The 23,971-nt window shown below is 68.5% G+C and carries 17 protein-coding genes and 2 pseudogenes; 15 read left to right on the top strand and 4 right to left on the bottom strand.

Annotated elements, in window-relative coordinates:
• Window positions 1–16 precede the first annotated feature (16 nt).
• The 11 genes from OG520_RS39020 (at window position 17) to OG520_RS39070 (ending at window position 14,796) form a co-directional block, all read left to right on the top strand.
• Window positions 17–1,393: a serine hydrolase domain-containing protein gene (locus OG520_RS39020; protein WP_406016302.1), complete on the top strand. Its 1,377-nt coding sequence runs from the start codon at window positions 17–19 to the stop codon at window positions 1,391–1,393.
• Window positions 1,394–1,616: 223 nt separating this feature from the next.
• The gene (locus OG520_RS39025) at window positions 1,617–3,209 is read left to right on the top strand and encodes an ABC transporter substrate-binding protein (RefSeq protein ID WP_406016303.1); all 1,593 of its coding nucleotides are present in this window, start codon (window positions 1,617–1,619) and stop codon (window positions 3,207–3,209) included.
• 59 nt (window positions 3,210–3,268) lie between these two features.
• Window positions 3,269–4,234 (top strand): ABC transporter permease, encoded by a 966-nt coding sequence (locus tag OG520_RS39030; RefSeq protein WP_406016304.1) that lies wholly within the window; start codon window positions 3,269–3,271, stop codon window positions 4,232–4,234.
• Window positions 4,231–5,184, top strand: a complete 954-nt coding sequence (locus OG520_RS39035) for an ABC transporter permease (RefSeq protein WP_406016305.1) — start codon at window positions 4,231–4,233, stop codon at window positions 5,182–5,184. The genes OG520_RS39030 and OG520_RS39035 overlap by 4 nt, the downstream gene beginning before the upstream one ends.
• Window positions 5,181–6,146, top strand: coding sequence for an ABC transporter ATP-binding protein (locus OG520_RS39040; RefSeq protein WP_406016306.1), 966 nt, complete (start codon window positions 5,181–5,183; stop codon window positions 6,144–6,146). The genes OG520_RS39035 and OG520_RS39040 overlap by 4 nt, the downstream gene beginning before the upstream one ends.
• Window positions 6,147–6,265: 119 nt before the next feature.
• The gene (locus OG520_RS39045) at window positions 6,266–7,168 is read left to right on the top strand and encodes an ABC transporter ATP-binding protein (protein WP_406016307.1); all 903 of its coding nucleotides are present in this window, start codon (window positions 6,266–6,268) and stop codon (window positions 7,166–7,168) included.
• 170 nt (window positions 7,169–7,338) lie between these two features.
• The gene (locus tag OG520_RS39050) at window positions 7,339–10,719 is read left to right on the top strand and encodes a serine hydrolase (RefSeq protein ID WP_406016308.1); all 3,381 of its coding nucleotides are present in this window, start codon (window positions 7,339–7,341) and stop codon (window positions 10,717–10,719) included.
• Window position 10,720: 1 nt separating this feature from the next.
• A complete protein-coding gene (locus OG520_RS39055; RefSeq protein WP_406016309.1) occupies window positions 10,721–11,908 on the top strand; it encodes a M20/M25/M40 family metallo-hydrolase in 1,188 nt (395 codons plus the stop codon).
• A 14-nt stretch (window positions 11,909–11,922) separates the two neighbouring features.
• Window positions 11,923–12,822: a GNAT family N-acetyltransferase gene (locus tag OG520_RS39060; RefSeq protein ID WP_406016310.1), complete on the top strand. Its 900-nt coding sequence runs from the start codon at window positions 11,923–11,925 to the stop codon at window positions 12,820–12,822.
• On the top strand, window positions 12,819–13,925 hold the full coding sequence (menC, locus tag OG520_RS39065) for an o-succinylbenzoate synthase (protein WP_406016311.1): 1,107 nt from the start codon (window positions 12,819–12,821) through the stop codon (window positions 13,923–13,925). The genes OG520_RS39060 and menC overlap by 4 nt, the downstream gene beginning before the upstream one ends.
• 475 nt (window positions 13,926–14,400) lie before the next feature.
• Window positions 14,401–14,796 carry a hypothetical protein gene (locus OG520_RS39070; protein ID WP_406016312.1) on the top strand — a complete coding sequence of 132 codons (396 nt, stop codon included), beginning with the start codon at window positions 14,401–14,403 and terminating at the stop codon, window positions 14,794–14,796.
• 76 nt (window positions 14,797–14,872) lie between these two features.
• Here the strand turns inward: OG520_RS39070 and OG520_RS39075 are convergent, their stop codons facing one another.
• The gene (locus OG520_RS39075; RefSeq protein WP_406016313.1) at window positions 14,873–16,468 is read right to left on the bottom strand and encodes a PucR family transcriptional regulator; all 1,596 of its coding nucleotides are present in this window, start codon (window positions 16,466–16,468) and stop codon (window positions 14,873–14,875) included.
• 729 nt (window positions 16,469–17,197) lie between these two features.
• Here OG520_RS39075 and OG520_RS39080 point away from each other — a divergent pair.
• From OG520_RS39080 to OG520_RS39095, 4 genes and pseudogenes are all read left to right on the top strand, one after another.
• Window positions 17,198–17,851, top strand: coding sequence for a transcriptional regulator (locus OG520_RS39080; RefSeq protein ID WP_399335820.1), 654 nt, complete (start codon window positions 17,198–17,200; stop codon window positions 17,849–17,851).
• Entirely contained in the window at window positions 17,848–18,981 is a 1,134-nt protein-coding gene (locus OG520_RS39085; RefSeq protein ID WP_406016314.1) for an aminotransferase class I/II-fold pyridoxal phosphate-dependent enzyme, read from the top strand. Before OG520_RS39080 ends, OG520_RS39085 begins: the two co-directional genes overlap by 4 nt.
• Window positions 18,978–19,919, top strand: a complete 942-nt coding sequence (locus OG520_RS39090) for an ornithine cyclodeaminase family protein (protein ID WP_406016315.1) — start codon at window positions 18,978–18,980, stop codon at window positions 19,917–19,919. The genes OG520_RS39085 and OG520_RS39090 overlap by 4 nt, the downstream gene beginning before the upstream one ends.
• A gap of 231 nt (window positions 19,920–20,150) precedes the next feature.
• A pseudogene (locus OG520_RS39095) lies at window positions 20,151–21,701 on the top strand (alpha/beta hydrolase).
• Window positions 21,702–22,298: 597 nt separating this feature from the next.
• Here OG520_RS39095 and OG520_RS39100 read toward each other — a convergent pair.
• From OG520_RS39100 to OG520_RS39110, 3 genes and pseudogenes are all read right to left on the bottom strand, one after another.
• Window positions 22,299–22,421 (bottom strand): hypothetical protein, encoded by a 123-nt coding sequence (locus OG520_RS39100; protein WP_406016316.1) that lies wholly within the window; start codon window positions 22,419–22,421, stop codon window positions 22,299–22,301.
• Window positions 22,418–23,269, bottom strand: a pseudogene (locus OG520_RS39105) (transposase); the annotation flags it as partial. The pseudogene OG520_RS39105 and the gene OG520_RS39100, both read right to left, overlap by 4 nt.
• A 48-nt stretch (window positions 23,270–23,317) precedes the next feature.
• Complete coding sequence (locus OG520_RS39110; RefSeq protein ID WP_406016317.1) at window positions 23,318–23,695, bottom strand: VOC family protein; 378 nt, start codon at window positions 23,693–23,695, stop codon at window positions 23,318–23,320.
• Between the last annotated feature and the right edge of the window lie 276 nt (window positions 23,696–23,971).

Below are 23,971 nucleotides of genomic sequence, written 5' to 3' on the forward strand. Positions count from 1 at the left end.
ACAGGGTGATCTCGCTATGAAGTCCATGTCCCATCCGCCGGCACCATCGCCCCTCAAGGCCGTCGAGACCGCCGAGCGTGCATTGCGCGAAGCGCCGTTTGCCGCCGGGCTGTCGATGGCCGTGACCGACCGCACCGGCGTCATGTCGTCGAGCGTGCACGGGCTCGCCGACATCGCCGCCGGGCGGCCGGTCACCGCCGACACGCTCTTCGAGATCGGCTCGGTCTCGAAAGGATTCACCTGCGCGCTGCTGCTGCAAGCCCAGGACGCGGGGCTGATCGACCTCGATCAACCGGTGGCCCGGTACCTGCCGTGGTTCCGGGTGCGCTCGCGCTTCGCCCCCATCACCGTACGGCACCTGATGACGCACACCGCGGGGATCATCGAGGGCTCGGACTTCTCGGGGGAAGCGGCGTTCGAGGTCTGGTCGCTGCGCGAAACTGAGGCGACGTCTCCACCGGGGACCTGGTTTCACTACTCCAACGTCGGCTACAAGGCGCTGGGCCTTGTCCTGGAAGCCGTCCACGAGCGGCCCTACCACCAGATTCTGCGAGAGCTCCTGCTGGCTCCGCTGGGCATGACGTCCGCGGTACCCGCGATCACCGACGGGGTGCGGCCCCGGCTGGCGGTGGGGTACGAACCGCGCTCCGGCGGCAGTGCCCCGATCGCAACCGAGGGTCTGATACCCGCGACCTGGCTCGAAACCGCCACCGCGGACGGCAGCATCGCCGCCACTGCGCTGGACATGACGGCTTGGCTGAGACTGCTGCTCGGGACGGGCACCGGCCGCCTGCTGCCGGACCACGGTCGAGAGGAGATGTTCCTCCCCGCAATCGCCCTCGACGACGACCACTCCGGCTCCTCCTACGGCCTGGGCATCAGGACGGGCGAGATCGACGGGCGCCATCATGTCTGGCATTCCGGCGGCATGATCGGCTACTACTCGGCAGTCGCCTGCGACCTCGACTCGGGGATCGGAGCCGTCGTTCTTGCCAACGGGCCCGGGCCCTGGCAGGAAGCAGCCCTGCACGCTCTCGCCGCCGCACGCGCCGAAGCTGCGGGAGCGCCGGTCCCCGAACTCACCGTTCTGCCGCACGACGAGGAGCCTCCCCGCGCCGATCCCCCGCCTCCGGCGTGGGCGCCGTTCGTCGGCCACTACCGCTGTCACAACCCCTGGCTGACCGACCTGCGCGTCATCGCGCGCGACGGCAGGCTGTGGGCCTTGCTGGGCGACGGTGACGAGCAGGTGCTCACCCATCTGCCGGACGGCAGCTTCCGGATCGGCGCGGACGAACGGTCACCAGAGCGTCTGCGGTTCGACACCGTGATCGGCGGCACCGCGACCCGCGCCACACACTCCGGGTGCGCTCTCTACAGGTCGTTCACCCCCTGAGGACGGAACCGGACGACCCCTCCGACGCAACGAGCGTCACCGGATTGCCGAGCACCGATCACCGCAGCGGTCGCGTTCCCCTCCCCGCAGGGCCACAGGATCTCCACTCCCACCCCGTACCCGAGGTGATGTCCCCATGAGACTCAGACGCATCCTCGCTCCTTGCCCTGCCCGGTCACGTGGACCGAGCCGCTTGCGGCGAAGTGGCGTTGCTGTCGCCGTCGTGGTGGCTCTCTGCTTCAGTGCCGCCTGCGACAGTGCCGCCACCCGGAACGTCTTCCGGCTCGGCGGCACCGAGCCGATCGACTCGATGAACCCGTTCGTGGCCGTGAACTCGTCGTCGTACTCGGTCTTCGAGAACATCTATCCGTCCCTGGTCCAGGTCGACCCCGCGCTGAAGACCGTGCCGGACTTCGCCGGCAACTGGCAGATGTCGCCGGACGGAAAGACCTGGACTTTCCACACCAAGCCCGGCTCGAAATGGTCCGACGGCGAACCACTGACAGCCGCGGACGCGGCCTGGACCTTCGAAACGGTCATCAAGCACCAGGAAGGGCCCACGGGCAGCCTGGCCGGCTACGTCGCCTATATGAAGAGCGCCACCGCGCCCGATCCCAACACCCTGGTGCTGAAGTACTCCCGGCCGGTCGCCAACGTCCTCGCTCAGATGTCGGGCATACAAATCCTGCCCGAGCATATATGGGCGAGATACGCGGTCGGCAACGGCAAGGGCCTGCTCACCTTCACCAATCCGGCACCGGTCGTTTCCGGCGGCCCGTTCACCCTGGTCAAGTACGCCCAGGGCCGCATCGCACTGCTGAAGCGCAACCCGCGGTACTACGGCCCCGCGCCGCACATCGACGGACTCGGCCTGCAATTCTTCGACACCGACGACGCGATGATCACCGCACTGAAAAGCGGCCGGCTCGACGGGGTGCAGTCGGTGGCGCCGACTTCGGTGGCCGCGCTGAAAGAGGCGGGCCTCGTCGTGGCGTCAGCTGCCGGAGCGGCGTTCGACGACCTCATCGTCAACGCGAACCCGAAGCAGGCAGCCGACCATCGTGAGCTGGTCAACCCGCTGGTCAGGGAGGCTTTCGACCGAGCGATCGACAGGAACGCGATCGTCAAGACGGCACTGCTCGGCTTCGGCCGGCCCGGTGCGTCGATCATCCCGCCGTCGACCGGGCACTGGAGTGACCCGACGATCAAGCCGACCCCGTACGACCCGGCCGCGGCGAACCGTTTCCTGGACGAAGCCGGTTACCGCATGGGGCCCAACAAGATCCGGATCGCGAACGGCCACCCGATGTCGTACACCGTGATCATGCCCTCCAGCATCACCAACGGGTACGGGGCCCGCTCGTTCCAGATCATTCAGGCCGGCTTCAAGAAGATCGGCGTCCAGCTCGTCCCGAAGCACATGGATGCCTCGGCTGCCAACGAGGCTCTCTTCGCCAAGAAGTACCAGAGTTTCGAGGCCGCGATGTGGGGCTTCTCGCTCACGACCGACCCGGACGGGATGCTCTCCTATCTGACCTGCCGGTCCCGGTACAGCCTCAACGACACCGGGTACTGCGCCAAGTCCTGGGACGGGCTGTACGCGAAGCAGGCCACGGCGATGAACCCGGCGGTCCGGCAGCGGATCGTCCATCAGATGCAACAGGCCGCCGTCCGGGAGCATTTGTACCTGGTGCTGGACTATCCGGATTCGATCGAGGCGCACTCCCCGTCCTGGACCGACCTGCCAATGATCGAGGGCGGTTCGTTCTCGGCAACCTCGAAGATCCCGTTCCAGACCGTCCACCGGGTCGGGTGAGCGATGAGCCACGAAATGCGGAGTCGGCCCGCCCACTCCCCGGCTGAAGGGGGAGGCTCGTGAACCGCACGGAACATCTGTTGAAGCGAGCGGCGTTCGCGCTGACCACGATCTTTGTGGCGGTTACGACCAATTTCTTCCTCTTTCGCGTGCTGCCGGGTGACGCGGTGACGAACATGGCCCGGGTGCCGCACGCCAGCCCCCAGCTCAAGCACGCGCTGACCGCGGAGTTCGGGCTGGACAAGTCGAAATGGGAGCAGTACCTGATCTATTTGCGCAACCTCTGCCACGGGGACATGGGTATTTCGTTCGCCCATCGGCAGCCGGTGCGCGAGTTGCTGTTCGCGGACCTGATGAACACGGTGCCGATGGTGCTGGCCGGTACCGTTGCCGCGATCGTCGCGGGCGTCCTCTCGGGAGTCATTTCTGCCTGGCGGCGCGCGTCAGTAGCCGATCACCTGAGCACGAACCTGGCGATCTTCGCGTACGCGCTGCCCAGCCAGTGGCTCGGTCTGGTGCTCCTGATCCTGTTCGCCGGGGTCCTCCCGTCGGGCGGGATGATGAACGAATTCCTCTTCGAGCCCGCGCCGTTCTGGCAACACCTGGGTGACATCGGTACACACGCGATCCTGCCGGTCGTCACACTGATGCTGACCGCCTACGGCGGCTACACGCTGGTCGTGCGCTCGTCGATGCTGGAGATCCTCGGAGAGGACTACGTCCTGACCGCGCGGGCCAAGGGCCTGCCGGCCCGGCGCATCATCTGGAGGCATGCGGTGCGCAACGCGATGCTGCCGATGGTCACGCTGATCGCTCTGGACCTCGGATACATAGTCGGCGGCGCCGTGCTGATCGAGGTGCTCTTCAGCTGGCCCGGTATCGGCCTGGCCATGTACACCGCGATCAGCCAGCGGGACTACCCCATGCTGCAAGGCGGATTCCTGATCCTGACCGTCTCGGTGATCCTGCTGAACTTCCTCGCCGACCTGGTCTATGCCCGACTCGACCCAAGGATCCAGCGATGAGTGTGCAGATCAGCAAAGCGTCACCCAGCGCGGAGGTCGTCGGTCCACACCGGTGCGGTTTCCTTCGCACCGCGTTGCGTGAGCACAAGGCCGCGGTCGCGGGCCTTGCCGTCATCGTGTTCTTCGTTGTTCTGTCCGTGATCGGGCCCTACATATCGCCGTACAGCGCGACAGCACAGACCTGCGCGGTCTACGCCCCGCCGTCGGCGCAGCACTGGCTCGGTTGTGACGACGGTGGCATCGACATGTTGTCGGAACTCATACAGGGCGGGCGTGTCTCGCTGCTGGTCGGCTTCGCCGCCACCCTGATCTCCATGGTGATCGGTGGCGGATTCGGGATCCTGTCCGGTTACTTCGGCGGCTGGGTCGATACCTCGCTGATGCGGATCACGGACTATCTGCTGGTCATTCCCGACCTGGTGCTCGCCATGGTGATCGCCGAAGTGTGGGGGGCGAGTCTGCTCCACGTGATCATGGTGATCGGCATCCTCGAGTGGACCTCCACGGCCCGGATCATCCGAGCCCAGGTCATGTCGATTCGCGAGCATGTCTACATCAAACGCACGCGCGGACTGGGCGCCGGCAACGCCCGCATCATCGGACGGCACATCCTGCCGCAGGTCGGCCCGCTCCTGGTCGCAAACACCGTGCTGACCGTGGCCGTGGCGATCTACCTGGAGACAGCACTGGCGTTCCTGGGCCTGGAGGATCCCGGCGTGACGACCTGGGGGACCATCCTGAACAACGCGTTCCAGCGCACCGCGATCAGTTCCGGCGCCTGGTGGGCGATCGTCCCGGACGGATTCGTGATCGCCGCGGTGATCGTCGGCTGCTTCCTGCTCGGCCAGGCCATCGAAGACACCCTCAATCCCCGGTTGAAGGTTGCCCATCTCTCAGTACGCCGCTGGCGGCTGCGCCCGCTGATCGGAAGAGGCGAGGACGCGATATGAGCCTTCTGGAGTGCAGGGACCTGCATGTCTGGTTCGACCAGCCGCACGGCGGCCAGGTACACGCCGTCAACGGGGTGAGCTTCGACCTGGACGCGGGGCAACGGTTCGGCCTCGTGGGTGAGTCCGGGTGCGGCAAGACCACGACGATCCTGGCGCTGATGGGACTGTTGCCGCCGACGGCCTCGGTGGCGGGCGAGGTCCGTATCAACGGCACCGACATTCTGTGCGGCGGCGAGGAATCGGTCCGCCCGTTCCGCTGGCGGGACATCGCCATGGTGTTCCAGGGCGCGATGAACGCCTTCAACCCGATGAAGACCGTCGCCTGGCAAATCGCCGAACCGATGATCTACCACGGCGTCGCGGACCGGGCAGAGGCCCGCAGCCGTGCCAGTGAACTACTGGAGCTGGTCGGAATCCCCGCAGCGGCCGGGAAACGCTATCCGCACGAGTTCTCCGGCGGCATGCGCCAACGTGCGGCGATCGCGATGGCTCTCGCCTGTGAGCCGAAGATCCTGCTCGCCGACGAGCCGACCACCGCGCTGGACGTGATGGTCCAGGCGCAGGTGCTGGAACTGCTGACCCGTCTTTCCGACGAGCTGGGCCTCGCGCTGATTCTGGTGACGCACGATCTGCCGGTGGTCGCCCAGACCTGTGAGCGGGCCGCCGTCATGTACGGCGGCGAGATCGTGGAGGACGGGCCGGTCGCCGATCTCTACCATGCCGCCCGTCATCCCTACACCCGGCTGCTGTTCGCCGCCACACCCGACCTCTACGGGGAGGAGAGGACCACCACGATCCCCGGGGGGCCACCTCGGCTGGACTCCGTCATCGCCGGCTGCCCGTTCCGGCCACGGTGCGACGTGCCGATGGAGCGGTGCGGCGGCGAGCACCCAACGCTGAGCATCACCGGCCCGGACCACCGTGCCGCTTGTCACCGCAACGAACTCCAGGGGGCGAAATGAGCACGCCACACGCGGCGGCACCAGCGGCGGAATCACTGCTGGAAGTGGAGGGACTGGCGGCACGCTACCCGGTGCGTCGTGGACTGACCCAAGTACTGGCACGCCAAACAAGGCGCTGGGTGCATGCAGTCGACGGAGTCAGCCTCAGCCTGGCCCGCGGCGAGATGATCGCCCTGGTGGGCGAGTCCGGCTGCGGGAAGACCACGACTGTCCAGACGATCAGCGGCATGGTCACGCCGTCCTCCGGCTCGATTCAGCTGGATGGGGCCGAGATCGTCGGCCTGTCCGAACGCAGGCTGCGCCCCCTGCGCAGACGGATGCAGATGATCTATCAGGATCCCTATGAATCACTGGATCCACGGTTCCAGGTCAGTCGGACGCTGGTGGAACCGATGCTCATCCACGGTATCGGCGGTTCTCGGAGCGACCGGGCCAGGCTTGCCGCCGAGGCCCTGGAAAGGGCGGGCCTCGCGCCGGCGGGGGCCTTCCTCGACCGCTACCCGCACGAGCTGTCCGGCGGGCAGCGTCAGCGGGTGGCGATCGCCGCGGCACTGGTCCTCGGCCCTGATCTGCTGCTCGCCGACGAACCGGTGTCCATGCTCGACGTCTCGGTCCGTGCCGGAGTGCTCGCCCTCCTCGACGCGCTGCGCCGCGACCCCGGGATGGGAATCCTGATGATCACTCACGACCTCTCCACCGCAGCCCACTTCGCGGACCGCATCGCGGTCATGTACCTGGGCCGCATCGTCGAGCAGGGGCCGGCGCAGACGGTGGTCCGCGCCCCGCGCCACCCTTACACCCGGGCCCTGCTGTCGGTGGTTCCCGACCGGGACCCCCGCAAGGCCGGGACGCCACAGATTCTGACCGGCGAGGCCCCCGACCCGGCCAACGTGCCGTCCGGCTGCCGGTTCCGCACCCGCTGCCCCGTCGCCGAAGCGCAGTGCACGACGGCCGATCCACACCTGCGATTCCCGCTGGACGCGACAGACCCGGCCCACGAGGTCGCCTGCCATCTCGCCTAAGGGCTGTCCGAGTACTGGATGTATTCGGGCGTTCCGACAACGCGGCGAGGTGCCGTAGCCGTCGTCGCACGCCCGCCAGGGATTACGGGACAGCCCTGAGGCCCTCACGCCGTAGGAACAACTGCTGATCTCGAAGATCCCCGGCATACCCTCCGACCGAGAAGAAGCCCATGACACTGACCAAGCCCTTGCGCGCGCCACGCCGCCAGCGCATCGACGACCTGACCACGTTCGCCGTTCCGGAGCAGCCGGCACTGTCGCCGGACGGCAACGAGTGCCTCTACGTGCTGCGCACCTGCGATGCGGAAGCCGACCGGAACGTGCGCGCCATCTGGCGCGTCGGCACCCGCACCGGCCGGCCGCGGCAACTGACCCACGGCACGGCCGACACCTCACCCGCATGGTCACCGGACGGCGGACGCATCGCCTTCCTGCGCACGCGGGACGAGGCACCGCAGATATGGCTGCTCCCCGCCGACGGCGGGGAGGCCGAGCAACTGACCACACTGCCACTCGGGGCCGGTGCGCCCGTGTGGAGCCCGGACGGCTCGAAGATCGCCTTCATGGCAGCGGTGGATCCGCTCGCGGCCGACTCGGACGGCATGTCGCCCGCGGCCCGTGCGAGCGCGCCGCTCGTCGCAGACCGGCTCACCTATCAGGAGGACGGCGCGGGTCTGCTGGGCGTCGTGCGCCGTCACCTGCACGTCCTCGACCTGGCCACCGGGCGGTGCCGCCAGGTGACCGAGGGGGACTGGCATGCCAACTATCCTGCCTGGTCACCGGACTCGACACGGCTGGCGTTCGCCGCGGCGACGGCTCCGGACGCGGATCTGCGGGCCCGCATGCCCGTGTACGTCCTCGACGTGACCGGCGAGCCGGCGAGGCCGGAGCCGGCCGGGCTGTCCGACGGGTTCGCCGGTCCCGTCCTGTGGACGCCGGACGGTACGGCACTCCTCGTCGTGGGGACGGTCGGCGAACCGGCAGGCCACGCCCGCCTCCTGCGCGTTCCGCTCGACGGCGGTACACCGGTCGAGCCGGCCGCCGCGCTGGACCGCAACGTGATGCCAGGTGCCCCGAGCTACCCCGGGGCCCTGCCGCAGTTCGGCGACGGCGGTCGCACGATCCTGTTCTGCGTCCGCGATCGTGGCTGTACCCACCTGTACGCGGTGTCCGCCGACGGTGGCACACCCCGCCCACTCGTCGCGGGCACCGGGCGGAACGTCCACGGCCTGTCGGTGGCGGGTGACACGGCCGTCATCGTGCTCGGCACGCCGACCTCGCTCGGCGAGATCGTCACCGTGGACCTCGCGACGGGCGCGGAAACAGTCCGGACCGAACACGGAGCGGGCCTGGCGGACATCGAACTGTTCCCGCGCGAGGAACGGGAGTTCACCGTCTCCGACGGCACGGTCGTCCACGGCTGGCTCATCCACGATCCGGCCGCGGAAGGACCACGCCCCCTGCTCCTGGACATCCATGGCGGACCGCACAACGCATGGAACGGTGCCGCCAACGAGGTGGAGCTCTACCACCAGGAACTCGTGGCGCGCGGCTGGGCCGTTCTGCTGCTGAACCCGCGTGGCAGCGACGGGTACGGCGAGCAGTACTGGAATGCCGCGCTCGGTGCCTGGGGCGAGGCCGATGCGAAGGACCTCCTGGAACCCATCGACGATCTCGTGGCAGCGGGGATCGCGGACCCTGCCAGGCTGGCCGTCTCCGGCTACAGCTACGGCGGATATCTGACCTGCTACCTCACCAGCCGGGACGACCGGTTCGCGGCCGCGGTGACGGGCGGAGTGATCAGCGACCTCGTCAGCCTGGCCGGCACCGCCGATGACGCCCACCTGTTCGGCCTGTCCGAACTCGGCGCCCTTCCGTGGACCGCCCCGGACCGCTACGCGGCGATGTCACCGCTGACCCGGGTCGACCAGGTCAGGACGCCGACCCTGATCCTGCACGGCGCGGCAGACCTGGGCTGCCCGGTCGGCCAGGCCCAGCAGTGGCACACGGCGCTGCGGGGGCGCGGCGTACCCACCCGGCTCGTGCTCTACCCGGAGGCATCGCACCTGTTCGTCCTCGACGGGCCGCCGTCGCAGCGGATCGACTTCAACCGTCGCATCGTGGACTGGGTCGAGCAGTACGCCGGGAGTAGCTCCGGACCTGTACGGCCCCGCCTCGACGCCGCGCACTGGCAGCGCCGGCTGACCACGCTGGCCGAGCACCACCACGTACCCGGAGCCACGCTCGGCATCCTGCGGATGGGTTCCGGCAGGGAGGACGAGCTCGTCGAAGCCGCGTACGGCGTGCTCAACAAGGACACCGGTGTCGAGACGACGACCGACTCCGTATTCCAGATCGGCTCGATCACCAAGGTCTGGACGGCGACGGTCGTCATGCAGCTCGTCGACGAGGGTCTGCTGCACCTCGACACCCCGATCGCCGAAGTCCTGCCCGAACTGCGGCTTTCCGAGCCGGATGTCGCCAAGCGCGTGACCACGCGGCAACTGCTCACGCACACGAGCGGCATCGACGGCGACGTCTTCACCGACACGGGACGAGGAGACGACTGCCTGGAGAAGTACGTGGCACTGCTGGCCGACGTGGAGCAGAATCATCCGCTGGCCGCGACCTGGTCCTACTGCAACGCCGGTTTCTCGCTGGCCGGCCGGGTGATCGAGAAGCTGACCGGCGACACGTGGGACGAGGCCATATGGAAGCGGCTCTTCACCCCGCTGGGCCTTGAGCGCACGGTGACGCTGCCCGAGGAGGCGTTGCTGCACCGCACCGCCGTTGGGCACGTGACCGACGGCGCGACCGAGCCAGTGCGTGCACCGGTGTGGGGACTGCCACGAGCGGTGGCGCCCGCCGGCCTGATCAGCTCGACCGTCGCCGACGTGCTCACGTTCGCGCGAATGCACCTCGCCGGCGGGCTGGCGCACGATGGCACCCGGCTGCTCGCCGAGGCGAGCGCCGCGGCAATGGCCGATTCCCAGGTGGAACTGCCGGACCACTGCGACCTCGCCGACTCATGGGGCCTCGGCTGGTCCCGTATCGGCTGGGACGGTCGCCGGCTCCTCGGGCACGACGGCTCGACGATCGGACAGGACGCCTACCTGCGCCTGCTGCCCGACGAGCGTCTTGCGGTCGCTCTGCTCACCAACGGCGGCAACACGACGGGGCTGTACGAGGACCTGTTCGGCGAGATCTTTGCCGAGCTTGCCGACGTCGCGATGCCGCCACCGCTCGGCCCACCGGCCCTGCCCGTGCCGCAGGACGTACGACCCCATCTGGGTACGTACGAGCGGGCGGGCGTCCGGATGGAGGTGTTCGACGGGGACGATGGTCCGATCCTGCGGACGACGGTCACCGGCCCGCTGGCCGAGCTGACGCCCGGTCCGCAGACCGAGCAGGCGATGGTGCCGGTCGAGGAGAACCTGTTCGTCGTCCACGAGCCCGAGGAGCAGTCCTGGGTTCCGGTGACCTTCTACGCCCTGCCGACCGGCGAGCGGTATCTGCACGTCGCCTCGCGCGCTACCCCGAAGGCGGACTGACATGGACCTCACTAATTTCTACGCCGACATGACCGCCGCGCTGCCGGAGATGCTCGCCGACATCGAGGCGCTCGTGACATGCGAGTCGCCGTCCAGCGACCTGGCCGCGCTCGCCAGAAGCGCGGACACGGTGGCACGGATCGGCGTACGGCGGCTCGGAGTGGCCCCGGAACGCATCGTCCTGGACGGGCGTACGCACCTGCGCTGGCGTCTTGGCGACGGGCCGCCCCGCGTGCTACTGCTCGGGCACCACGACACCGTATGGCCGATCGGGACGCTGACGACGCATCCGTTCGAGGTCGACGACGGCGTGCTGAGCGGCCCGGGCTGCTTCGACATGAAGGCGGGCCTGGTGTTGGCGATGCACGCCGCGGCCCGCCTTCCCGACCCCTCGGGCGTGACGATTCTGATCACCGCCGACGAGGAGATCGGCGCGCCCAGTTCGCGGACGCTCATCGAGACCGAGGCCACCGGCCTGGCCGCGGCTCTGGTGCTTGAAGCGGCAGCCGACGGCGGCGCGCTCAAGACCGAGCGCAAGGGCGTCTCGCAGTACGAGGTGGCCGTCTCGGGCCGGGCCGCCCACGCCGGTCTGGAACCCGAGCGCGGTGTCAACGCCACCGTCGAGACAGCTCATCAGGTGCTGGCAGTGACCGCGCTCGCCGCCCCGGACCGGGGCACGACGGTCACACCGACGCTGATGTCGGCGGGTCTCACGTCGAACACCGTGCCGGCCGCCGGAGAGTTCACGGTCGACGTGAGGGTCCGCGACGTAGCCGAGCAGCACCGGATCGACGCCGCGATGCGCGCCCTGCAGCCGACGCTGGACGGTGCGCGCGTGGAGATCACGGGCGGCCCGAACTGTCCGCCGCTGGCCGCGGAGGCGTCAGCAGCCCTGTACGCGCGCGCCGTGGCCGTGGCCGCCGACCTCGGACTGCCGCCACCAATCCGTGCCGCGGTGGGTGGCGGCTCGGACGGCAACTTCACCGCCGGCGTTGGCACACCCACGCTGGACGGGCTCGGCGCGGTGGGCGGCGGCGCCCACGCCGACGACGAGCATGTGCTGGTTGCCGAGTTACCCGCATGTGCCGCCCTGGTCGCTGCGCTCGTCGCGGGGTTGCTCGACGAGGTGTCGGCCGGTCCCTCCCCAGCGGGCCGATCACGACGTTCCCGGACGAGGTCACGAGAATGAGAATGGAGCGGGTGGTGGATTCGTACAGTCTCCGCGCCGGTGCGGATCCGGGCGCTGATGCCGCGGTGAACGCCGCAGACCTGGCCGCGCGCGCAGCGGGCGTTCACGTCCGGGAGGTCGTCGAACTCGGTGAACTCGAAGCGGTGCACAGGCTTTACGACACGATCTGGCGCCCCGACCCGTCGAGCCCGCCAGTGACGTCCGAACTCCTGCGAGCCCTGGCCAAGGCTGGGAACTACGTCACCGGCGCGTTCGACGGCCCCCAGCTGGTGGGCGCGTGTGTCGGCTTCTTCCGCCCACCTGCGGAGGAGGCGATGCACAGCCACATCGCCGGGGTGTCCGCGGCGGCACACGGCCGGAGCGTCGGCTTCGCCCTCAAGCTGCACCAGCGCGCCTGGGCGATGACGCGTGGCGTCTCGGAGATCGCGTGGACCTTCGACCCACTCGTCAGCCGTAACGCGTACTTCAATCTGGCCAAACTCGCCGCCGGGGCCCCGGAGTACCTGACCAACTTCTACGGCGGCGTGCACGACGGCATCAACGGAGACGACGACACCGACCGGCTGTTCGTCCGGTGGTCTTTGCGCACGCCCGAAGTGGCGGCCGCCTGCGCCGGAACAGTCCGGCCGTGCGACGCGGAGTCCGAGCAGCGACGCGGAGCCGTGGTGGCACTCGCCTGCTCCGACGACGGGTCGCCGGTGCCCGGCGTGCCGGATGGCGACACGCTGCTGATGGCCGTGCCGCCGGACATCGCGTCGCTGCGTGCGGCAGAGCCCGAACGCGGCCGGGCGTGGCGCACCGCGGTACGTGAGGTGCTCACGGCGGCGATGGCGGAGGGCCTCCACATCGCCGGATTCGACAAATCCGGTTGGTACGTCCTCAAGCGCGGCACAACAGAAGGGCAGCACGCATGAAACTGACCGGAGTGGAACTCCGCCGGATCCGCCTGCCACTCGTGGCACCGTTCCGTACCTCATTCGGCACCGAGACGGAGCGCGAAGCCCTGCTCCTGCGTGTGGTTGCCGACGAGGCGGAGGGCTGGGGAGAATGCGTTGCCGCGGTCGATCCGCTGTACTCCTCCGAGTACGCCGACGCCGCGGCGGATGTACTGAGCCGCTTCCTCATTCCCGCCCTCGCGGCGCACGATCGGCTGAGCGCCAACGCCGTCGCACCCGCACTGGCCCGGTTTAAGGGACACCGGATGGCCAAGGCGGCGCTCGAGATGGGCGTGCTCGACGCCGAACTGCGCGCCCTGGGCCGGCCGCTGGCGCAGGAGCTGGGTGCCGCACATGACCGTGTCCCCTGCGGGGTCTCGGTCGGCATCATGTCCTCCATCGGCGAGCTCCTCGACGCCGTCGGAGGCTACCTCGATGAGGGATACGTCCGCATCAAGCTGAAGATCGAACCCGGATGGGACATCGAACCGGTACGCGCGGTACGCGAGCGGTTCGGCGACGACGTGCTGCTGCAGGTCGACGCGAACACGGCGTACACACGCGCCGATGCACGCCATCTCGCAAGGCTCGACCCCTTCGACCTGCTGCTGATCGAGCAGCCGCTCGACGAAGAAGACATCCTCGGCCACGCCGAGCTGACCAAAGCTGTTCGCACGCCCATCTGCCTGGACGAGTCCATCACATCGGCCCGCGCAGCTGCTGACGCGATCAGGCTTGGCGCGTGTTCGATCGTCAACGTCAAGCCCGGACGCGTCGGTGGGTACCTCGAGGCCCGCCGCATCCACGACGTCTGCGTCGCTCACGGCGTGCCGGTGTGGTGCGGTGGGATGCTGGAGACCGGTCTGGGTCGGGCGGCGAACATTGCGCTGGCAGCACTGCCCGGCTTCACACTGCCCGGCGACACATCCGCCTCGGACCGCTACTACCGAACGGACATCACTACCCCGTTCGTCCTGGGCGACGGCCACCTTCCGGTGCCGACAGGCCCCGGTATCGGCGTCATGCCCCTCCCCGAGGAACTGAAGGCAGTCACCACCAGTACCCAGTGGCTGCCTCTGTAGGCCGCTGGACGCGATCTGGCCGTTCGCTGGGCAGTAGTTGGAGCCGCTGAAGCCCACGGATCGTCCGAGATCTGAACTCTGAATGTAGACCGGCTCAGCGGTTCCAAGATGCCGGGAAGGGCTGGGCGTACTCGTCGTGGGTTCCCGGGGCCTGGCCCCCTGAATGCTGAGGCCGGCCGCTGCTCCTCCCGCCGTCGCGGCCAGGTTGCCGAGCGTCGACGTCAGCACAACGCCCTCTGTTGATCCGGGCTTCGCCCCTGGAAAAAGACTGGCGGGTGCTGACGCTCGCGCTCGGCAACGTGACCGAGCACCTGATCCGACCGTTGACGCTTGTGGTCCGAGCCACCCGCAGGAACCACTGAGCCTGTTCCGCTTTGAAGGACACCGTTGGTGTGGTGGTCAGGCCGCGAGTGAAGTCCTTGATGGCGTCCCGGTTGTTCAGGTGGCCCGGGAAGCTGGGGCTCCTCGGTAGTCGGTGTACTCCTGGACCGAGCGCCGGCACACCGCCGTTACCAGAGAGAAGATCACCGCGCAGGTGCTCCGTACCCTGGCGAAGGAGGTGATGGTCCTCAACGAGTACATCGCAGAGGTAGACAAGCTCAGTGCGGCCCGGTTTCGCGAGCTGGAACTCGCCGAAGTGATCTCCAGCATGCCCAGCATCGGCCCGCTGCTGGGCGCGGAGTTCCTCGCCGCCACCGTCGGCGTCATGAGCCGATACGGCACCGCCGACCGCCGCCGGCACTACCGCCGCGGCCTGCAACGCGTCTCTACGCTCCGCGATCATCAGCATCCGCAACTGCGGCGCTTCTACAAGCGCGCCAAGGTACGCGGCGCACCCAGGCTCATCTCGCGCTGGCTCGGCGACGGGTGATCGTCCTGTGGGACCTGATCCGCGTCGGATGGTGCCCCCATCGTGAACTCCCGGCCACAGGTGCGGCTTGACAGCGTCATTGTGTGGCGAACCGGTCGCTGACCCGGAGCTGGATCCAGAGCAGGAGGCGCTCATCCTGGTCGGCAAGGCTGAATCGGAAGATTTCCTCGGCGCGCGTGATCCGGTATCGGCATGTGTTCGGATGCACGTTGAGCCGGCGGGAGGCGGCGGCGATGTCGCTGTTGGCGTCCAGGTACGTGAGCAGCGTTCTGGCGTAGGCCGTAGCGTGCTCGCGGTCGTAGACACGAATGGCAGGTCCCAGCCCTTGCATCATCCGGGGATTGCCGGCGAGGTCCTCGGTCAGCTCCAGAAGGGTCGCGCTCGCCCGGACCTCGTCGATCGTGGCGACGGAGGGCATGTCAGGCTCGGCCGGCCGCTCGGCGAGGACCTTTAGCACCACATCGGCATCCTGGCGTGAGCGGGCCGCAAGGTGCAGCCCGGCGACGTGGGAACCGAGTGCGGCATGGATGGGAATGCGAAGGGCCGACATCGCCCGCCGGGCGATGTTGGCCACGAAGTCGTGGTACGACTGCCCGGCAGGCCCCGTTGGCAACAGCGCGTAGACGGTGCCTTCGATCAGCGCGCACCCGTGCCGCCCGTAATGCGCCTCGACGTACACGCTGACGAGGTCCGCCAGCCGCGTGGCCGCCTGCGCGGTGGCGATGCCATCGCCGTCGCGGGGCACCACGACGAAGGCGGCCACGGCCACGGAGACGTCCGGGTTCAGGCTGAGCTGCGGCGCCACGATGTTGACGGCAGCCGGGTCGGCCAGCAGCCGTCGGAGCACATCGGCGCGCTGGCGGCGGGCGACATCAGCGGCTGTACGCGCCGCCAGCAGGTGCAACGCGGCAGTCGCCGCGGCCTGCGAGAGCGCTTGCACGGCATCGTGGTCGAGAGTGCCGGCGTCGACCACCCAGATCGACCCGAGCAGTTCGCTCCCGGCGTGCACACTGACGGCCAGGCGAGGCAGGCCACTCGGGTCGGTGAACCTCTGAACCAACGTGGTGCCGTGCACCTCGCGGTATAGTGCACCGTTCGCCGGGAGTTCGGGTACCTGCAGGCCGAGAATGCCCTGTCGTCGGTCTTCATCGATCGGCTGGTCGGGCAGAGTGGAGTACGCCAGGATTCGCTGGCGCGGGTCTTCTATGGTCGTCGCGCCGCCAACCATGGCCGCGATCGCGTTGGCCAGGGCGAACAGGTCCCCGACGGCTGGCGCACCAGCCCCAAGAACGGTGCGCCCGGTTTCCGCCAGAACGGAGGAGACCAGGGCATCAAGATGGTGCCAGGCGATGTCCTCGTCCGCTGCCAGAAGCGAGATCCCTGTCTCCGATGCGGTGGCCACCAGCTGGTCGGCTGACTCGCCATAGCGCTTGATGACCAAACATGTGTAACCTGCCAGCGCCGCTTGCCCGAGCAACTCGCCAGCTTCGAGGCTCGTCGGCCGCACGCCCACAGCGAAGAGCATGGCGTTTCGCATCGGTGGCAGCGGCGCACGCGGTTCGTGGATCAGCGCGCCGGACACCGGTACATCGGCTCCGTCCTGCGCAGTCAGAAGGTGCAGCGGCGCCGGTCCCAGCGCGTCGAGGATTTGTCTGAGCACCGATACCGTCATCCGAAGATGCACCCCCTATTTGGCTTGCTTCCCAGTATTCGTCCGGAACCTCTGGCTGCGGCCCGGCCGGAGCCAGACGCTCCCGCTTGGCTGACCCCAGTTGAAGCAGGGCAGTACCTTGCCGGCTGCGGCCCAAGACACCTTCGCGCTCACCTGAACCGCCCGTGACGCGCCACTACTTGAACGGTGCGCAAGAGGCTCACCGTACCCGTCGGCGGCGAGCGAGCTGGGGCCCAGCCGACGGGGGCGCCATTGTCCGCAGAGAGATGGGCATTCGCTGCGGCGGCAGACCGGCCCTCGCGCCGTGATCAAGAACCCTGCAAGCCTTCTTGGCTTAAGGCGGTGTGCCGCAACAACCGCTGAGCTGGCTGGCGTTGTGAGTATCTCGGCGGTGTCCAGGGCTGGATCGGTATCGAAGGGGACCTGTTGGGTTGCTTTCCGCGGAGCAGGTTCGATCGCTGCTCAAGTGCCAATCCCCTCGAACCGTGGAGATCTTCTGAGCGGACAGCTCCAAGGCGGGGTTGGCCCGGTGGTCGTGCTGGATGACCGCGCCCATTCGCAGGTCCGCCGCCACGTGGGCGAACCGGTGTACCGCCGCGACGGCGTCGTCGTCCGCTGCGTGGCTTCTTCGGTGGTGCTCTTCAGCCGAGTTAGATGCCGGAATTACCGCGAGAGGATCCCGGTGGACTGGTGTGGACTTTTTGTCTGACCTGGATGTACTGTCCAATTGTGGAGAACGTGGAAGAGGGCCGGGACCCTCGTGTGCGGATGTGGGCGCCGGTGTGCCGGGCCGTCGCGCTGTTGCTTGGCCCGTACGCCGAGGTCGTTCTGCACGATCCCGAGACCGACCGAGTCCTGGAGATCTGGAACCCGATGACTTCCCGCCGCCCGGGGGATCCTTCGCTGCTCGGCGAACTGGACGAGCTCGACCCGTCGGCGCGGGACGTGTACGGGCCGTACGAGAAGCTGCTCGCGGACGGCCGCCGTCTGTCATCGGTCAGCGCGGTCCTGCGGGATGCGCGGGACGAGCCGTCTGCGGTGCTGTGCATCAATCTCGACCGCACCCCGCTGGAACAGGCCGCGGCGGTCCTGTCGGCCTTCGGCGCGCCGACCGCGCAGAGCCCCGAGCCGCTGTTCGAGCAGGACTGGTCCGAGCGCATCCAGCATGTGATCGGCACCTACGTCCGCGAAACGGGCCGCCCCGTCGAGCGCATGACCCGCCAGGACCGCCTGGCCGTCCTCGGCCGCCTCGACGAGGCCCGGGTGTTCGCGGTGCGCCGCGCCACCCCTGCCGTCGCCGGGGCGCTGCGGGTGTCCCGGTCCACCGTCTACGGCCTGCTGGCCGAACTCAGAGCACCCAGCGCAAAGGACCGACAACCATGACCCGGCTGCCCGACTTCCGCCTGGAAACGTACTTCTCCCGCTGGGAATTCACCGCCCGCCACCACCTGACCGCCTCCGACGTCCAGACCATGACACTCAGCGAACTGCTCGCCCTGGCCGAGGACAAGGATCGCGAGGCCTTCGAGAACCTGTCCCTGGGCTACACCGAGACCTTCGGCGACCCGGCCCTGCGCGAGGTGATCGCCCAGGGCTACGAGCACGCCGACGCGGACGACGTCATCTGCTTCGCGGGTGCAGAGGAAGCCCTCTACCTGGCGATGAACGTCCTGCTCGACGCGGGCGACCACGCGGTGGTGGTGACCCCGAACTACCAGGCCGCCGAGACCGTGCCTCTGGCGCTGTGCGAGGTCACCGGCGTGGCCCTCGATCCGGACCGGGACTGGGCCCTGGACCTCGACATGGTGGCGGCGGCCATCCGGCCCAACACCCGGGTCGTGTCGGTGAACTTCCCCAACAACCCCACCGGCAAGGTCATCGACACCGCCGACTTCACCGCCCTCGCGGCCCTGTGCGACGAGCGCGGCATCTACCTGTTCAGCGACGAGGTCTACCGCGGACTCGAACGCGACCCCGCCCGCACCCTGCCGCAGGCCGCAGACCTGTCCGAGCGCGCACTGTCATTGAACGTGACCTCGAAGTCGTTGGGGCTGCCCGGGCTGCGCATCGGCTGGATCACCTGCCGTGACCGCACCCTGCGCTCGCGCCTGGAGCGGGCCAAGCACTACACCACCATCTGCAACTCCGCGCCCAGCGAGGTCCTGGCTCGCATCGCACTGAAGGCCCGCGAGACGATCCTGGCCCGCAACGGGGCCCTGATCACGGCCAACCTGCCGGCCTTCGAGGCGTTCTTCGCCGAGTTCGCGGACGACTTCGAGTGGCAGGCGCCGGACGGCGGATGCGTCGCCTACCCCCGCTACCTCGGCGCCGACGGGGTAACGGAGTTCTGCACCCGCCTGGTGGAGGAAGCCGGTGTCCTGCTGCTGCCCGCGAGTATCTACCGCTCCGAACTCACCGCCACCCCCGCCGACCGGTTCCGCATCGGCATCGGCCGCCGCAACCCGGAAGCAGGCCTGGCCGCCTTCGCCGAGTGGATGCGAGCACGCCGATGACCCTCCCCGTCTTCGGCACGGCCGCCGTCAAGAAGACCGCCACCTTACGACTGGTCCTCGACACCGTCCGCGACGCGCTGGTCGCGCACGCCGAGGGCCGCACCAGCGTGCCGCCGCCGCTGCACATGGACTTCCCCGAAACCGACGGGGACTGCCACGTCAAAGCCGGCTGGATCACCGGCGCCACCGACTTCACCGTCAAGATCGCCACCGGCTTCTACCGCAACCCCGCCCTCGGCCTTCCGGCCAACCACGGACTGGTCTGCGTCGTCAGCGCCCGCACCGGACAGGTACGCGCGCTCCTGGACGACCGCGGTCTGCTGACCGCCTGGCGTACCGCCGCCGCGGGCGCGCTCATCACCCATGCCATGGCCCGGCCCGACGCCGTCACCCTGGCCGTCTTCGGCACCGGCGAACAGGCCCGCCTCCAGGCGATCTGGCTGGCCGAACTCCGCCCGGTCAGCGCGGTGCTCGTCCACGGCCGCAACCCGCACAAAGCCGCCGCCCTGTGCAACGACCTCAAAGCGCGCGGCCTGCCTGCCCGGCCGGCTTCGGCACAACAAGCGGTCACCGCCGACATGGTCATCACCACGACTCCGGCGACAGTCCCCGTCCTGGATGCCGCCCAGGTACGCGAGGGAGCACACGTGACCGGCATCGGTACGGACATGCCGCACAAGAACGAGCTCCCGCCAGCGCTCTTCCACCGCGCTGAGCTCATCGCCACCGACGACCATGCCCAGTGCCTCGACCACGGCGACTTCGGCCACGCCGTCCGCGCCGGTGCCACCGCCCCGGACGGGGACATCGCGGCCGGCCTGCTGCTCAAAACACCCGTCGACCGGCCCGACACCGCGATCACGGTCGCCGACCTCACCGGCGTCGGAGCACTCGACGCGGCACTCGCCTCAGCCGTCCTCGACCAACTCCTGCTCTGAAAGCCCAACTGGATGGGAACGTGTGATTTTGACGGTATGAGACTTATGCGGAACAGGTCGAAGAGATCCCCCTTTGGCAGGTGTCAACCGGACCGTTCCCCAATACCTTTGGCCACCGCGGCGGCCGGTGCGGCGGTGCCGTACCCACAGGGAAAGCGGCGCATACGTAGGTACTCCCGACCTCAACACCCAGCATCTCAAGGAGACTTCGTGATCACCCCCAGTCCCGCCATGCGCCGCACCTCGGCCGTGGGCCTCGCCCTCGCCGCCTGCCTCGGCGCCGCCCCCACCGCTACGGCAACGGCGGCCCCCACCGCGCCGAAGTACGCAGCCGGGCTCGACCGTTACTACGATCAGCGCTTGGGCTGGGGCAACTGTGCCAAGGGTCCGGGCGACACCAAGGGCCGCGATCTGGACAAGGCAGACGTGCAGTGCGCGGACGTCGCCGTGCCGCTCGACTACGCCGACCCCCGGGGCCGTACGATCACGGTCGCGATATCCCGGCTCAAGGCCACCGACACCCGGCACCGCATCGGCTCGATCCTGCTCAACAACGGCGGTCCCGGTGGCACCGCTCTTGAGTCCCCGCCGGAATTCCACGCGCGGATGAAGGAGACCGGCCCGCGATACGACGTCGTCGGCTTCGACCCGCGCTTCGTCGGCCGCAGCACCCCGCTGGACTGTGGCTGGTCCGGCGGCACCAATCTCTTCTCGGCCGGTCTCAGCCGGGCGAGCTTCGAGCGCCAGGTCGCCCTCCAGAAGGATCTGGCCGACAAGTGCCGGGCCACCAACGCCTCCGTGCTGCCGCACGTCAGCACCCGCAACACGGCTCGCGACATGGACGTCATCCGCGGCGCGCTCGGCGAGAAGAAGATCTCCTACTTCGGCTACTCGTAAGGCACCTACCTGGGCACCGTGTACACCCAGATGTTCCCCGACCGCACCGACCGCATGATCCTGGACGGTGCCCTCGACCCACGCCGGTACGGCCCCCGGTTGCTCAAGGACGCCGTCGGCGAGAACGAGCAGGTGCTAGCCGACTGGGCCACTTGGGCTGCCGTCCGCAACGACACCTACGGCCTCGGCCGCACCCGCGCCCAGGTCCTCGCCACCATCGACCGCGTCATCGAGGCATCCGCGCGCGGCCCGCTGACCGTCGGCACCGCCCCGGAGAGCTTCCAACTCGACGACTCCCAGATCCCGTTGGTCCTACTCGTCGGGGGCGACAGCGACACCGACACCTCCCGGGCATCCCTCGCTGAGCAGGTGTCCGTGCTGAACAAGGCCGCGGCCGGGCAGCTGACCCGGCTGTCGCCGCAGTTCGCCGCGACCCTGCGGTTCACGATGACCGCCGAACAGTCGCACCACGGCAGCGTGCAGTCCGCGATCATCTGCGGGGACAGGGCGGCCCCGCGCGACCCCGAGGTCTACTGGCGGGACATCGAGCGCAGCCGTGCCGCGTACCCGCGCTTCGGCGCGCTGACCAACAACATCAGCCCGTGCGCCTTCTGGGACAGGCCCCGCGAGGAACCCACCGAGGTGAAGCTCGACGCCAAAATGCTGATCGTGTCCGCCACCGGCGACCCGCGCACCCCGCACAAGGGTGCCGTTTCCCTGCACGGCCTGTTGCCGAGCTCCAAGCTGGTCACCCTCAAGGGCGCCAACCGGCACGCGATCTACGGCGTCTACGAGAATCGCTGCGTCGACAACAAGGTCAACCGGTACCTGGCCACCGGCAAGCTGCCCACCAATGACCAGATCTGCTCCAAGCAGGCCGGATAGTGCTGTGACTGCATAGGTTCGCCGGGTTTTTTAGGACGCCGTTTCAAGAGGGCGTCCAAGGTCCCCGCATCCCCGAGTGGGCAGGGACGGAGGATGGGCGTGAACACCCGTCGCAGTCAGGGCCGTTGTCGTGTCGTCTGGCATGCAGACTGCGTGCACGTCGTGGCATGGGGCGGGCCGGGTGTTCTTGCGGTCGGGTGGTCGTCTCGTGCCGGGGCGGGAGGAAGGAGCACGCCTGCTCACACCGGTCACGGTCCGGAAGGTCGGGGTGCGGCCGTGGGGGTTCTTCCGACCGGGTAGACGCCGTGTTCGGGATGGAAAGCTCACGGCGGCCGTGAAGCCTCTTCGCGGGTCTGGCCGAGATTCCCGGTCGTGCAGAGTCACGCGACGTCACGATTGACGGTGAGCGTCGGCACGTCCGCGGCCCTCGATCGCAACAGGGTGATCCGGGTTTCATTTCTGTGCCGCCTGTATCGGAGCTCTATTGCGTCGGCAAACACCGCGAGCGCACGACGAGACAGTGCGTCTGGGAACAAAGCGAGGATTCACCGGACGCGCGCTCGGACGGAAACAGACGACCGCGGTTGGCGGGCACTGTCAGGTGGTGTGTGCGGCCCAGTCGCGCAGTGAGAATCCGTCCTCCGCCGCCTCATCGGGGCAAGGTGTGTTGCCGGATGCGAGGACGCGACAGGCGGCGAAGCTGTAGATCGTGATCTTCATGTCTGGGATGCGGCTTGTCGCTGGTATAGCTGGTGCGTGATCGCTGCCGATGGCGGCGTCGCCAGTCGGACCAGCCGAGTCGGTGGGCGATGTCGTGGAGGGGCTGGACGACGAGCGTGATGAACAGGCGCCGGATCTCGTTGCAGGAAAGCGGGACCAGCCCGTCCGGGGCGGAGTTGCGGGCGTGTTCGTCGGCGCGGACGACGGCCAGGAAGGCGTGGGCGAGCATCGCGAGGGTAACCCAGCGGGTCCAGGAGGGGTAGCGGCGGACTTGGTGCTCATCGAGTCCGGCCAGCCCTTTCTCGGTCTGAAAGGCCTCTTCCCCACGCCATCTGCATCCGGCGACCCGCACCAGCTCGGTCAGCGGCACCGGCTGGGGTGAGGAGCAGCGGTAGTAGGCGAGTTCGCCGGTGGTGCGGTTGCGGCGGATCAGGCGCTGGCGGCTGCCCGGCGCCGCCTCGGTGAGATCGATGACGGCCCAGTCGTAGAACCGCTGTCCCTTCGCACCGCGCCCATCCGAGAGCTTCTGCCAGGCCCGCTTCGGCACCTTCTTCACCAGGGCATCGGCGCGGAACGTGCCGGCTCCGGTGGCCACTTCGGCCGAACAGGCCACCGCGAGGACATAGCCGATGCCGCGTTCCTCGTTCCTCCAGAGCCGTGCGCAGTTTCGGGTTGCCGCCGTAGACCTCGTCACCGGTGACCCAGCCCACGTGGTGTCCGGCGCCCAGGAAGCGTTCGATCATCGTGCGGGCCAGTTCCGGCTTGGTGGCCACCTCGAACGCCTCCCGCCATTGGGCGGGATCTATGCTGTGGCCTGCGGCCACCGTCTCATCGTTAGTGTTAGTCCACACAACTCACGATGATCAGCGGTGGCCGCACCCCTTCGGTGTCCCCTGTCAGTCCCGGACGAGACAGAACGGGTGTCCTGCCGGATCCGCAAAGATGCGCCAACTCCGTTTTCCGTCACCCTCGTCGAGCAGTGTGGCGCCCCGATTGAAAACGTCTTCCTGGGCTCGTTCCAGGTCCTTGACCCCCAGGTCAAGGTGGAATTGCTGGGGGTGAGCGGAGTCCGGCCACCGCGGCGGCCGATGGTCTTCCACGCGTTGGAAGGCCAGCACGAACCCACCGTCGGTGTGGAGCGTCGCCCAGCCCTCGCCGAGCGACCACCGCGGATCCGGCTGGTTCACTATGCCGCCGAGAAGCGACTGGTAGAACCGGGACAGCTCAACGACATCGGCACAGTCCAACACCACACACTGCAGCTTGGCGATCACGAAGGGCAGCGTCTCACGACGCCTGATCACTATCTACAGCTGGAGTATTGGGCACGTTGGCTACGTCTGCTGTCCTGCATCGACACTACCGAGCTGAGCCGGGCAGATCGGGGTCCTGATCCGGCACGCCCTGGGCATTGTGTGGGCAGCGCTGCTCGATGTCGCCCTCGGCCGCCCGGCCGCGCTCGCCCTCACCGCCCGCGGATACGCACCCGTGCGGTTCGTGACCAGCCCGTGCACCGGACGACTGACGTCTCTCTGCGGCTTCCCGGTGAT

Origin of the sequence: Streptomyces sp. NBC_00984 (assembly GCF_045162475.1) — a bacterium.
GTDB lineage: Bacteria > Actinomycetota > Actinomycetes > Streptomycetales > Streptomycetaceae > Streptomyces.